Raw genomic sequence first — 15082 nt, 5'->3', positions numbered from 1 at the left:
ATAACATTTAGAAAGTGAAAATTGTGGTGTTAAACCTAAAACAAATTATTAGCTTTCTGTGTATAATACTAAGTTCTGCCCAAAGTTTTGGGCAGAACTTTTTTATGCCAGAAGGTATTACTTACAATCAGTTAGAAAATGGCTTTTCGTATTACCTTGTGCCTAATGTAGAGCCCGGGAAAATAGGCCTGTATCTGTTATCAGACACGGGGTGTTTTGTGGAAAAACCTGAAGAACGTGGTGTGGCGCACTTTTTAGAGCACATGGTGTTTAAAGGCAGTAAGAACTTTCCGGGAAACGAAACCGCTCTTGCATTAGAACGTATGGGGCTGCGTATCGGGCGTGATTATAATGGTTCGGTTGATGATACGCATACCGAGTACCGTGTTTTTATTCCTGAAAATAATAAGGAGACTTTAGAGCAAACACTAAGGCTTTTAAACGACTGGTGTTTTAATCTGGAAATGGATGCCAATGATTTGGAGGTTGAAAAGAAGGTGGTCATAGAAGAAATTAAACTGAGATCAGGAGGTGGGACGCCTTTTGTTATGGGGACGTATTTAGAAGGGCATAATGGTTTAGGGTCGGAAACGCAGATTAACAATGTCTCAGCAAACGATGTTAAAACGTTTTATCAAAAGTATTATACGCCAGATCAATTAGCTCTGGTTGTTTATGGTAAAGTAGACGAAAAGAAAGTGTCTAAATACATTAACAAGCTTTTTGGAAAGTTACCGCAAAGTGCAATTCATACTAAAAACAAGTATTTAGACTTAAGTCAGGAAAACATCATTTCTGGTGATTATCAGGTAAAGAATTCTGAGATGTTGGTCTTAGGTTTTAAAACACGGGATTTTCCGGTGAATAGTTTCGAATCGTATAAAAAAAATGTGATTTATAATCTCTTTTGCGAGATGCTTGAAAACCGACTGGAACAGTTTCCAGATTCCGATATTACAAAGCTTACAGCTAATGTAGCGGTACCTTTTACCGGTAATTTATGGTTTAATTTTAGGTTAGAGGCTAAAGACGGGGGAACTTATAAGACCATGTTGAACAATTTTAATACGGTTATTGCTCAGGCCAGACGTTATGGCTTTTTACAGGAAGAGATCGACTATTTTGTAAATACTAAATTAAAGCGCTATAAAAGTGTACTAGGGAGTTCAGAGAATTATTTTTCCGATGCGCAAATGCATTTTTTTAAAGGCGATATCCCGATGTCTGCCGAAGATAAGGTAAAGTATATGCAACACATTGCTAACACAATTACGCCTGAAGATTTTACAGAGCTCCTTAATAGTTTTACAGAATTAAATAAAACCATTCTTTTCGATAAGAAGGCAAAGGCCTTTGAAGCTGGTTTTGATGAACCCTTTATTTTATCGGCCTTACAACAAATCGATACGATAACTCAGGTAACGCCTTATAAATTTGCAGAGCCATCAGGTCAGTTTGCTGTAAAAAGTAATGCTAACTTGCCAGAGGTAAATATTGTGGCTAAAGAAGCAAAACCTGTAAAAGAGAAAATACAATTAGGCGATTATCTGTATTTACTTAAATACGAAAACGGTATCCGTGTTGTGGTCAATACTGCTCCAAATGCAGAAAACCACATAAAAATTGTAGCCAATCGTGGATTAAACCGTATTTCTGAAAATGATCGTGCGTTGTTTCAATTTGTATCCGATCAGTTTGATGATACTTTTGGAGAATACTCAGAAGGTGAATCAAGGGATTTACTGCGTAAACTAAGAATTTATAAAAAAGTAAAGTACAGTAATTACGATTACGAGTTCGATTTAAAAGGAACCAATCATAATTTTAATCAGCTTATAAAAACCTTTCACCTGATGGTTACCAATGAAACTGTGCCGGATGCTGAAAGTCTGAACAAAAGCTTGAAACGTTACCTTAAACGTGTAAAAGGTTCAGAAGAGACTTATGAAAATTACTTAAATAAAATATTAGGTAAGGACCTTGAAGTACCTGTGCTAACCGATTCAATTTTGGATCAGGCAACTATTAATCGTTATTTTGAGTATAATACCAGTTTTAAACGCAGTTTAAAAGATGCCTATGTTTATGTTGGTGGTGCTTTACCCGAGAATGTAGATGTATTAATATCGGAATACATTGCCACTATAGAACCTCTAGCCTTAAGTTCTCCTGTAGATGAAAATACGCCGGCACTATTGGCTAAGTCGCCAAAGGTTAAAGCATTTCATTGGGGAAAAAGCTCCAGTAAATCCAGTTTTTTATTTTCAGATGTGAGTCATAAGTCCATTACGTTTAAAGACAAACTGATTAGTGAAGGTATTGCGGAGTACGGGTATAAACGCATGTTTGACGTTTTAAGAAAAAAATACGGGTTTATTTATTCTTTGGGAGCTTCAGATTTCGAAAATGCGTCTCAAAACCTATCTGCAGTAAGTATTAGGTACATTGTTGAAGACGCCGCCAATGTGGAGGCTGCACAACAAGCAATGCGAGAAGAGGTGTTAACGCCTATGGGCAAAGGCATACTGACGGATGAGGATGTTGTAATTATAAAAGCGCTTTTGGAAAAGGATTATGTGGCGTCGTTTTACGAAACTGACCGCGTGAGTTCGGACTATTTAAAATGGGCATTGGATTACGGGAAATTGTATACCATGGAAGATTACCAGAAACAGATTCGTAAACTAACTAAAGATGATATTGTAAAGCATATGAAACGTTTGATCAATATGGATGCTTATTTTTTATTAATTCAGTCTTCTGATATTCAAAAATAAACGATTTATAAAAGTTTAAGGAATTAAAAAAGCTACGACCAAATATGTCGTGGCTTTTTTTGTGAGATTGTCACTCTAAACCTTAAAATTCTCGTCTTATTAATACAGAGTTGTTCTTTTTTTAATAAAGAATTAAAATTTAGAACTCATTTTAACGACTAAAATTATATATGAAAAACATTCTATTTCCGTTTTTAGTATTGGTATTAAGTGTTCAAAGCGTACTGGCTCAGGGTATGGAGTTTCAGCACTTGACTTTGAAAGAAGCTTTGGCAAAGGCAGAATCTGAAAACAAGCTTGTATTTATCGATTTTTATACCGTTTGGTGTGGGCCATGTAAGGTTATGGCTAAAAATGTATTTACACTTCCGGAAGTTGGAGCGGTGTACAATGCAGAATATATTAATATAAAACTGGATGCCGAAAAGGAAGGTATGGAAGCCGCCAAACAATTTAAGGTAAATAGTTATCCTACCTATGTGTATTTAAACAGTAATGGTAATCTGGTTTTCAAGGAATCAGGGACCCGTATGCCAGAAGAATTTATCGCTTTAGGTAAAGATGCTGTGGCCGCTGTAAACAGCGAATACAGTCTGGAAAAGTTACAGGCTAATTTTCCGAATAAAAAAACAGATGCCGAATTCCTGAAAATTTATATTGAAAAAATGCTGGAATATGGTCAGAATCCGGCGCTAGGTGTAGATGCCTGGTTAAAGGTGCAAAATGAAATTGAAGAAGCCGATGTCGATATGATGGAGTTCCTGTTAAAGTATAAAGAATATATCTTATTAGATTCTAAAGGCTCCGATATCCTGAATGCAAACTTCGATGAGTATATGGATATTGCTACCCGCAGTGAGGAAAAGGAACTGGAGGTTTTAAAAGTCGTACGTATGGCTCAGAACACGAAAAACTATGCCTACGAAACTAAAGACCCGGAACTTTGGTTACGCTTTATGGAAGCCTTTAATACCTTACCGGAAAAGTATAAGAAAAAAGGTAATCTGTTAGAGTATAAAATGATTTATTATTCGTTGCTTAACGATGGGAATAGTTATAAAGAAGTGGTTGAAACGTATGTGGATAGCCTTATGGCTGATAAAACAATGAGTGAGATTAAAGCTGAAGATCAGGCCGCTTACGAAAAAAGAGGGAAAGCATTAGAAGGTAATCCCGCTCCACAGGCGCAGCAAATGTTAGTAGCATATAAAGATGGTATAAAATCTGCAGGTATAGTAAAAGAAATAGATCAGAAAGGTGAAGCGTATTTAAAGTATACAGACTCTAAAAGTGATTATAAAACGCTTGAAAGCTGGATTGAGTATGGCAATGCCTTAGAAGCTGCTTCTTACTACATGGACAATCTTACTGCTAATATGTACTATAAAAAAGGAAAAACTAAAAAAGCGGTAACATATAAAGAAAAAGCTTTAGCCGAGTGGCCGAAAGATGATAAAAAAGTATCTACAATACAGTATGAGTTAGAACAAATGAAAAACGGCGAAGCACTTTAAACCAATAACATATTATGAAAATTTATAAAATACTACTATTAACTTTTTTGTTGCTGGCCTTTAATGGCTATGCCCAGGGTATTAATTTCGAACATATAACTTTAGAAGAAGCTTTTGTAAAAGCGAAACAGGAAAATAAACAGGTTTTTATAGACTTTTATACCGTGTGGTGCGGACCTTGCAAAAAAATGGCGAGAGACATTTTTCCACTGGCTTCGGTAGGAGAAGTCTATAATAAAAACTTTATCAACTTAAAGTTAGATGCCGAGAAAGAGGGAGAGGCCGTTGCGAAACAATATAATGTAACCGGGTATCCTACTTTATTATATTTAGATACTGACGGTAAAGTCTTGCTAAAAGACACAGCTTTTAAGCACGAAGATCTATTTTTAGAAATGGCTCAAAGAGCGGTGTCGTCTATAGACAGTCAGTATAGTTTAGAAAACCTTAAAAAGGAATTTCCGAATAAATTAAACGACGAGGCTTTTCTAAAAATGTACATCACAAAAATGGAAGAATACGGTCAGCGTCCTGTAGAAGGTGTCGATGCCTGGTTAAGGGTTCAAACCGAAATGGAAGAAGCGAGTCCTGAAATGAAGGATTATATTATGCATAATGTAAGAAGTTTTACTGTAGGTAGTAAAGGGGAACAGATTCTGGACGAAAATTATGAGACCTATATGAAATCAGCTTCAAAGTTTGAAGCAAAAATGCTTCCAAGGTTAAAAACTCAAATATTAAATAATACAATAATTGTAGCTGAACGTAAAAATGATCCGGAATTAGTGAAGGCTTATATTGATGCTTATAAGGAGCGACCAGCAGATAAAATAAAACAAGACGATTTGGTTGAAGCAGAGTTGATGTATTTCGTTATGATAAATGACGGTAAAAGCTATAAGCAAGTTGTAGAGAATTATGTTGATAGCTTGATGAACAAAACATCTGTTGCCGAAATTAATGCAGAAGATGAGAAAACATACCAGATGTATAAAAAAGCTTACGATAGGGATCCTATAGAGTCAAGAGAGCGTATGTTGCATGCCTCCAAAGAAGGATTAATTGCTACAAAAATCTTGAAAGAAATAAACGAAAAAGGGCAGGGCTATCTGGATTTTGAGAACTCTAAAGAAGAATATAAAACAGTAAAATCCTGGATTAAGTATGGGTATAAGTTGAAGCCGGAAAACTGTTTTACCGATGATCTTCAGGCAGCGGTGTATTATAAAAAAGGGAAAACCAAAAAGGCGGTCGAACTAAAAGAGCGTGCTGTTAAAAACTGGCCAAAAACAGATAAGAAGTTTGTAAATAAGGAATACGAATTGGTGCAGATGAAAAAAGGGGAGTCTATTTAAACTACTAAACATATATTAATGATCACTAAAAAAAAATTTGTATATATACTATTGGTGTTGCCTGTATTGGGAATTGCACAAGGTATTCATTTTGAAAAGGGAAGCTTTCAGCAGGCTTTAAATAAAGCTAAAAAGGAAAATAAAGTCCTGTTTGTTGATGGCTATGCTGTGTGGTGTGCACCATGTAAAAAGATGGCAAAGACTGTCTTCATGGAAGATCAGGTAGGTGCTTATTTTAATGAGCATTTTGTGTCTTATAAACTGGATATTGAAAAAGGAAACGGGCCGCAGCTTAAAGAAAAATATGGCATTCAGGGCTTGCCGAGTTATGTGTTTATAGATGGTAATGACGAGGTGGTTTACAGGTCTTCCAGTGCAATGACAACTGAAGCGTTTATGAATGTAGCAAAAGCAGCTATAGCTTCAGCCAGTAACCCAAATAGCTTAGCGCGTCTTTCAGAATTGTATAATAATAACAAAGAAGATGAGGTTTTAATAGCCAAGTACCTGGACAAGTTATTGGAAGTTAAATCGATGGATAATTATTCCGAAGTGCTGGAACAGTATTTAAGCATTCAGACTCAAATTCCAGATTCAAGTAAAGCTATGGTTATGTTATTAGCGAATCATCATAAACAATTAGTTTACGGTGGAGAAGCAGAGCGAATTATAGATGCGAATATGAAAACCAAGGCCTGGAAAAAGTACGTGAGAAAGGATGTTCGGGAAATCTATCAAAAGGTGCCAAAAGAAATGATTACGACTACTACAGAGTATGCCATTGTAAAACGCGATACTAGCCTTATAGAACTGACTTTTGATAAGGCGATGGAATCGGGCGTAACTGTTTCCGATGCACAACGAAAAAGAGTCTATACATATTATTATTTCAACACGAACCAAGGCGAACAATACAAAGCCTTGGTGCATGATGATATTGCAAATTATGTTGCTAAAATTGATAAAGAACAATTTAGAAGTTTTTATTTAGATTGGTTGGAAAAACGGGCTGCTGGTGATCCGGAAGCTTTAAGAATGGTTAGGCCAAATGCCGTAAAATATAGCGAGGAAACTTATAGAATGCTTAAAGACTATGTTCAATTTGTAAATACAGAGGCAGAGAAACAAGAAGTTAAGTCTTGGATGGATACCATTTATTACATACGTCCTAATTCAGCAGAAAATACAAGTAATTACGCGAATATTCTTTATGTATTAGGAGATAAAGAACAAGCAATAAAGCTTAAAGAAGAGGCTTTAAGATTAGGTCAGGAGGAGAAATTAAAACGACTTTCGGCTATAAAAGGAGAGTTAGACTTAATGAAAGCCGGCGAAGATATTTTACTTTAAGATTCTATCGGAATATATATTAAAAAACAAGGGCAATATGTTTATTACTACTGTAAGCATGTTGCCTTCTTATATTAAAATCATGCGTAAATTTTTATTATTTATCATATCAGCCTTTGTTTTTTCACTTGGTATTGCCCAGAATACAGTGGATTTATCTCAGGAAGTGCCATTTGATGATTCGTTTATTACCGGTGTTCTGCCAAACGGATTAACCTATTATATTAAAGCTAATGCCAAGCCAAAGGGAAAGGCTAGTTTTTATTTGTATCAAAATGTAGGGGCTGTTTTAGAAACCGATAAACAAAATGGTTTAGCACATTTTCTGGAGCATATGGCGTTTAATGGCACGTCTCACTTTCCGGGGAACAGTGTTATTGATATGTTGGAACAAAAAGGAGTTAAATTTGGAAAGGATATAAATGCCTACACTTCTACCAACGAGACCGTGTATAATTTAAGTCAGGTGCCTTTAAGTAATGAAAAAGTTATGGATTCCTGCTTACTTATTTTGAGCGACTGGTGTAATGAACTGGCGTTAACTGATGCTGAAATTGATGCCGAACGTAAGGTGATTCAGGAAGAATGGAGGCAACGTTATAATGCGAATTACCGATTAGGACAACAACTTAAAGGCGTTAAATACAATAACAGTATTTATTCTAAACGCGACGCCTTAGGCAGTATGGAAGTGGTTAAAAGCTTTAAATATAAAGCGCTGAGAGATTTTTATCACGACTGGTATCGTACCGATTTGCAGGCTATAGGTATAGTGGGCGATTTTGATGCAGAAGCAGTAGAAGCTCAGGTGAGAGCCTTGTTCTCTAAAATTCCGGCAATAAAACATCCGAAAACCAGAACTTATGTCACCATTCCGGATAACGAAAAGGCCTTGTATAAAGTTGCTACCGATAAAGAAGTGAGTAATGTAACTTTGACTTTAGAAATCAGGAAATTTTATAAGAAAGATAATTCTCAGGCTCAGCTTCGTGAAAGTTTTGTACATACGTTTTTCAGAAGTTTACTGGATAACCGTTACAAGGAGGCTTTAATAAAAGGGAATCAACCATACAAATCGGCCAGAGCCATTTATACCGATTTTGAAAAAAATTACAAAGTCTTTCATTTAAGTGTAACAGCTAACGAAGCTAAGTTAAATGAAGCATTTGAAGCAGTGTATTCTGAGTTGCAGCGTGTAAAACAACACGGCTTTACACAAACGGAAATAGACCGTTTAAAATCTAAAATGCTGGAGAATAACGACCGTTGGTATAAAAGTGCCGGAAATAGTAGCTCAGACCAGTATGGTAAAAGTATAAAAAGCGCTTATTTGGATGGTGTTGCAATCCCAACTTCTGAGTTTAGTTATAATTTCGCTAAAACAGTAATTCCTACTATCAGTCAAGAGGAACTTACTGAACTTGTAGATTTGTATTTAACAAAAGAAAACAGAGTCTTTACGATTACAGCTCCAGAAAAACAGGATTTGAAAGTTCCGTCTTTAAATGAGATTCAGTCGATAATGACAAAGGTAGAAGGAACAAAACTGGAGCCGTATGTAGATCAGACTCCTGTAAATGCAACTGTAATGGATTCTTTGCCTGAAAGCGGTAAAATTATCAGCGAGAAAATCATACGTCAGTTTAAAGCTGTAGAGTGGCAATTGTCTAACGGAGCTAAAGTGGTTTATAAATTCAGTAATAATAATAAAGGTAATTTAGAATTAAATGCTGTGAGTCCGGGTGGTATGTCTGTTTACGATATCAAAGATGTGCCGTCCTTTAGAGCCGTAAGTCTGGTGAATAAATTTGGAATCGGTGAATTAGATCCTTTGGCTTACAGTAAGGTAATGGCCGATAATACAGCAAAGTCAGCGATAGCATTAGAAACTTATGCAGAGCGTATTACGGCTAGCGCTGCAAATAAAGATATGGAAACCTTGTTTCAGTTAGTGTATATGCGCTTTGAATCCCCAAGGTTTGATGCCGATAAGTTTAACGAGATTATGGCCAATAATTATAAAGGTCTTGAGAATCCGGTACAGAATCCGAATAGATTAATGAATGATGCTTATAAAAGATTAGAAGCCAATGGCGACCCGCATTATTTTGAATATAATAAGGCATATCTGGATTTAATCAATTTTGACCTTGTAAAAGAGATTTACGAGGAGACCTTTAGCAATGCCGGAGATTTCATCTTTTATATTATTGGAGATGCACCTTACAATGATGTAAGAGCGATGGTCGAAAAATATATAGGAAGTCTTCCGGGGCATGAGTCTCAGGATTCATGGAAACCGCTGGAGAATTATTTTCCTAAAGGGGTTAATAAGCATATTGAAGAGTTGCCAATAGAGGCGCCAATGGCAACAGTTGTGTTAAAAATGGAAAAGGGCATGCCGTACAACAGAGCGCATATGGTGCATCACGCAATTTTAGGAGATATTCTAAATATTAAACTTATAGAGAATATCAGAGAAAAAGAAGGAGGAGTATATACTATAAATGTAAATGCTCGCGATGTCCGAAAGCCTGAAGCTCGAGCCAATATGGATATTTCATTTAACTGTGACCCAAAGAATGCTGAGCGTTTAAATGAATTGGTGTTAAAAGAACTTGAAAATGTAAAACAAGAGGTGTCACAATCAGATCTTGATAAAGTAGTCTTAAACCTGAAGAAAAACAGGCCGGTGATTCAGCAGTCGAATAAATACTGGATGTCTGTTTTGGAGACCTATTACGAATATGGGGAGAATATGCTGGCTCCGGAATATTACGATGCAATTTTAAATACAGTGACGACAGAAGATATTAAAGCAGCGGCTAAACGATTTTTTAATAATGCCGATGTTTTAGATATTCTTTTTGTGCCTCAGGTAAAGTAAATTGAAGGGATAAATATTTTTAGCCTAAAAATTCTTAAAAAATGACAACTTTTTTTGAGAAGTTGTCACTCTTCTTAGTGTTATTGGCGTCTTTAAAATATAGGTTAATAGCGAAAACAGATGTTAGTGAAAGGACTAGAACTTTAATTGCCAGGCTTATAGTAGGAAATTGTTTCAGGTCGATTCCCGCTCAAAGTATGAAGAGAAACAATGGTTGAAAATTTTATCATTTTATATTTTATTTGAGTTAGTCCCTTAATAATAAGAAATGAAAACCCGAGGGCTGTAAATTTACAGCCCTCTTTTATTAAAACTATCTTAAAATTAAGAGTAAATAAGATGTAAAGTTATAGTTTTGGCCAATTATTTAAAACAGAAAACTAAACGAATTAAACCCTAATTAATGAGATCTATTTTATCGAAAGTACTTATTTTTCTTGCAGTTTTACAAGTGCATGCTCAAGATTTAACGCAGCCTTTACCTGTAGATAATACTATTAAAAAAGGTGTGCTGGAAAATGGCATGACATATTACATTAAAAGTACCGATGTAGTTAAAGATGCGGCAAGTTATTATATTATACAAAATGTAGGTTCGATTTTAGAAAATGATGATCAGCAGGGGTTGGCGCACTTTCTGGAGCATATGGCGTTTAACGGAACCAAACACTTTCCAGGAAAAGGAATTTTAAATACGCTTCAGAAGCACGGGGCTGTATTTGGTAAGGATATTAATGCGTATACGGCTTTCGACGAAACGGTATATAATTTAAACGATATCCCAACAAAAGATGGTTTAGTAGATACCTGTCTGGAAGTATTGAATGACTGGTCAAATTATTTATTACTGACCGATGAGGAAATAGATTCAGAACGCGGAGTAATTAAAGAAGAGTGGCGTACCAGACAAAATGGAAGAATGCGTATTTACGAAACCTCGATGCCTATTACGTACAACCACTCTAAGTATGCCAATAGAATGCCAATCGGGTTAATGTCGGTGGTAGAAAACTTTGAGTATAAAGCCCTTCGCGATTTTTATCACGATTGGTACAGAACCGATTTACAGGCTATCGCTGTAATAGGAGATGTGAATGTGGAAGAGATAGAACAGAAAATTATAGAGAAATTTTCTAAAATACCTGCAGTAGAAAATCCAAGAGAGCGTTTTGTAGTTAATATCCCTGATAATAAAAACTTATTATACAGTTTAGGAACCGATCCGGAAGTGTCTTCAGCTTCTATAAGTTTTGGTATTCGTCATAAAAAATCATTACAACCGGAAACTGTTGCCGATTTAAAACGCGATTTATTAGAAGGTATGGCAACGCGTATGCTGTCTTCAAGAATTTCGGAATTATCCAGAAAACCTGATGCTCATTTCCTAAGAGCTTCTGTTGGTTATGGTGGACTTTCAAGAACTTCCAATAGTTTTAATGTTAGTATTGTTCCAAAGCCGGATATGCAAAAGGAAGCGTTTACCCAAGTGTTAACTGAAGTGGAAAGAGCAGTGAAATTTGGATACATTCCTTCGGAAATTGATCGTGCTAAAGCTGTCATCATTACGGCATACGAAAATGGTATTGCTAAAAAGGACGATAAAAGTCATAAAAGCATAGAAAATGTTATTCAGAATAACTTTTTGTCCAATCGTACCATGACCGATATCGAGAAGGAGTACGGTATTGTAAAGCAGATTTTAAACAATATTACCGAAGAAGAATTACATAATACGATTAAAGGTTTATACACTCAGGAGAATCGTTTTGTGAATATAACAGGAGTAGAAGGGCAGCATAATTTAACCGAAGCTGAGGTGAATCAAATTATTGCTTCAGTAGAAAATAATGACAACTTACAACCGTATACAGAAGATCTTGCAGGAAAAACTTTAGTTTCAGATTTAAATATTAAAGCAGGGACTATAACTAAGGAAACTTATAATAAAACAGTTGATGCCACTACTTTTACCTTGAGTAATGGTATTACGGTACATTATAAATATGCAGACAAACAAAAGGATAATGTGTCTTTAAAAGCTTTAAGTTTAGGAGGGAAATCTCTTATTTCCGATGAAGATTTGCCTTCAGCTATGTTTGTAACCAGTTTAGTGAATATGTCTGGTGTAGTTGATTTTTCAGCAACCGATTTAAAGAAAATTTTAGCAGGAAAAACAGCAAAAGTACAGCTTGGTTTAAGCGATATAGGCGAATCAGTTTCTGGATATTCTAACGTAAAAGATGTAGAAACCATGTTGCAACTGGTGTATGCATATTTTGTGAAACCGCGTTTTGATGCCGATGCTTATAAAGTTCTGGAAAACAATATCGATACGTATTTAATAAGAAAAAGTAAAGATGTTGGTGAAAAAATGCGCGATAGTTTAACACTTAGTGTGTATGGCAAAAACAATCCGAAAGAGCGTATTTTTGATCAGGAGTTCGCCGATGATGTAAACTTTAATACCATCGAAAAAATATATAAAGAGCGTTTTGCAAATGCCTCAGATTTCGAATTTTTCATCGTTGGTGATGTTAAGGTAAATGAGTTAAAACCTCTTTTAGAACAATATATTGCCAGCATTCCTACCAACAAAACAAAGGAAGAATATAAAGATAATGGTGCAGAATGGGTTGCCGATAATATTAATAAATCCATTTATTTAGCTATGGAGGACCCTAAAGCGACTGTAAATGTGGTGTATAAAAAGGAAATGTCTTATTCTAACAAAAACTCGATTTACACTAACGTTTTAGGTGATATTCTTCAATTAAGAGTGACAGAAACGGTAAGAGAAGCCGAAGGGGGCGCTTACAGCCCAAGAGCTAATGCTACATTTGTAAGAGAACCTAAGTCTCAGGCTATTGTAAGTTTTAAGTTTGATTGTAATCCAGATATGGCCGATAATCTTGTGAAAATTGTGAATAATGAATTGCAAAAAATAGCAAATGGTATGATTAATGCAGACGATTTAAATAAAACCAGAACTAACTTTTTAAAAGTACGTGAGCAGGCTAAGAACAAAAACGCTTACGATATGCAGGTTTTAACACGTTATTTCAGATATGATGAAAATATAAACGATCCTAAAAATTTCGAAAATATAGTAAAAGCCATGTCAGCTAAGGATATTCAAAATATAGCGAAAGCGGTGTTAGATGGCGGCAAATCTTACGAGATCGTTTTTAAACCAGAACAATAAACTAAATCCAATATATTAAACATGAAAAAAGTAATTTTATTTTTTGCCCTTTTAACTGCCTTTGTAGGGCAAGCACAAATATTAGAACCGGTAAAATGGAGTACTTCGGTTAATAAAATTTCCGATTCAGAATATGAATTGGTCGCTACCGCAACTATCGAAAAAGGGTGGCATTTATACTCGCAAAACGTGCCTCAGGATGGACCTATTCCAACAAAATTCACTTTCGAAGGCAATAGTAACTATCTTAAAAAAGGAAATACTGTAGAGGAAAAAGGACACACGATTCAGGATCCTGTTTTCGAAATGGAAATAAAGTTTTTCGAAACAAAGGCCGACTTTAAACAACGTGTTAAATTAAAAGGAAAAGCGCCTTTTGATGTTAAAGGTATAGTTGAATTTATGGTGTGCGATGACAGTCGTTGTTTACCTCCAACAGAAGTAGACTTAGTATTCAACGTAAAATAAATTTTTGAAGATCTAAAATGAAGAAATTTCTTTTAGCAATCGCAGCTCTAGTTTTATCTACAGCTGCGTTTGCGCAAATATTAGAGCCTGTACAGTGGTCTACCACTGTTGAAAAAGTTTCAGATACTGAATACGATTTAGTTACTATAGCCACCATCGAAGGGGGGTGGCATTTATATTCGCAGACTGTTCCTGCCGACGGACCTTTACCAACATCCTTTATTTACGATGATAGTGAAGGCTCTTTTACAATCATCGGTAATACAACTGAAGAGGAAGGACACACGGTGCATGACCCTGTGTTTGAAATGGAAATTAAATATTTCGAAAATGCTGCAACGTTTAAACAGCGTATTCAGGTAACAGATAAAGTCGATTCTATTCTGGCTTTTGTTGAAGGTATGGCCTGTAACGATGAAAAATGTGTGCAAATACCCGAAGTTGAATTAAGCTTCGATTTAGCAGCAACTGCTGCGGTAGCTTCTGCTGAAACATCAAAAGACCAAGCGACAGTTCACACTATAGAAAAGGAAGATAAAGAAGCCGATAACAGAGGGCTGTTTAGTATTTTCTTTATCGCCTTTTTATCCGGGTTTGCAGCCTTGTTAACACCTTGCGTGTTTCCTATGATTCCTATGACGGTAAGTTTCTTTACCAAGCAGAGTAAAAACAAAGCCGTAGGGATTAAAAATGCCGTGATTTACGGACTTTGTATTATTGTAATTTATGTGCTTTTAGGAACCGCAGTAACCGGAATTTTTGGAGCCGATGCCTTAAATGCTCTGGCAGCCAATCCATGGTTTAATATCATTTTCTTTATTTTACTGGTGGTGTTTGCAGTGTCTTTCTTAGGGGCATTCGAGATTATGTTACCAAACTCCTGGGCAAACAAAGTAGATTCTCAGGCCGACCGTGGCGGATTAATCGGAATCTTCTTTATGGCTCTGGCCTTAGCCATTGTATCGTTCTCTTGTACCGGACCAATTGTTGGAACTTTATTAGTAGAAGCGGCGTCTAAAGGCGGAATTGCTCCAATCGTTGGAATGTTAGGCTTCTCTTTAGCAATTGCATTACCCTTTGCTTTATTTGCAGCCTTCCCGGGTTGGTTAAACTCTTTACCAAAATCAGGAGGCTGGTTAAATACCGTAAAAGTAGTTTTAGGATTCTTAGAACTTGCTTTAGCTTTTAAATTCTTATCGAATGCCGATTACATTATGCAATGGCATATTTTAGAGCGCGAAGTGTTTATTGCAATCTGGATTGCTGTGTTTGGAGCTTTAGCCTTTTATTTATTCGGAAAGATACAATTACCACACGATTCACCATTAACACATATTTCAGTAGGACGTTTAAGTTTAGGACTTATCACCTTAACCTTTACAATATATATGATTCCGGGACTTTGGGGAGCGCCTTTAAACTTAATAAGTGCATTCCCGCCGCCACCAAACTATAGTGAATCACCATACGGTGTAGGTTATAAAAATTCAGGAGGAGGCGTAGCTTCAGATAGCCATGAGGCCTTACCT

8 protein-coding genes are annotated in these 15082 nt (G+C 36.0%); all 8 read left to right on the top strand.

Annotated features, from left to right (window positions below):
* Positions 1–104: 104 nt before the first annotated feature.
* Positions 105–2777, top strand: a complete 2673-nt coding sequence (locus tag I3217_RS09765; RefSeq protein WP_435049572.1) for an insulinase family protein — start codon at positions 105–107, stop codon at positions 2775–2777.
* 170 nt (positions 2778–2947) lie between these two features.
* Positions 2948–4291: a thioredoxin family protein gene (locus I3217_RS09760; protein ID WP_435049571.1), complete on the top strand. Its 1344-nt coding sequence runs from the start codon at positions 2948–2950 to the stop codon at positions 4289–4291.
* 14 nt (positions 4292–4305) lie between these two features.
* Positions 4306–5646, top strand: coding sequence for a thioredoxin family protein (locus I3217_RS09755; RefSeq protein WP_435049570.1), 1341 nt, complete (start codon positions 4306–4308; stop codon positions 5644–5646).
* A gap of 18 nt (positions 5647–5664) precedes the next feature.
* Positions 5665–6996: a thioredoxin family protein gene (locus I3217_RS09750; protein WP_435049569.1), complete on the top strand. Its 1332-nt coding sequence runs from the start codon at positions 5665–5667 to the stop codon at positions 6994–6996.
* Positions 6997–7078: 82 nt separating this feature from the next.
* Entirely contained in the window at positions 7079–9883 is a 2805-nt protein-coding gene (locus I3217_RS09745) for a M16 family metallopeptidase (protein WP_435049568.1), read from the top strand.
* Between the two features lie 403 nt (positions 9884–10286).
* Positions 10287–13085 carry a M16 family metallopeptidase gene (locus tag I3217_RS09740; protein WP_435049567.1) on the top strand — a complete coding sequence of 933 codons (2799 nt, stop codon included), beginning with the start codon at positions 10287–10289 and terminating at the stop codon, positions 13083–13085.
* 21 nt (positions 13086–13106) lie between these two features.
* Entirely contained in the window at positions 13107–13553 is a 447-nt protein-coding gene (locus I3217_RS09735) for a protein-disulfide reductase DsbD domain-containing protein (protein WP_435049566.1), read from the top strand.
* A gap of 17 nt (positions 13554–13570) precedes the next feature.
* On the top strand, positions 13571–15082 hold a 1512-nt coding region (locus I3217_RS09730; protein WP_435049565.1), incomplete at its 3' end, for a protein-disulfide reductase DsbD family protein.

The sequence above is a fragment of the Formosa sp. S-31 genome, assembly GCF_051172795.1.
In the GTDB taxonomy this organism is placed as follows: Bacteria; Bacteroidota; Bacteroidia; order Flavobacteriales; family Flavobacteriaceae; genus Formosa.
The sequence above is the reverse complement of the archived record's forward strand: the minus strand, read 5'-3'. Positions and strand labels throughout refer to the sequence as shown.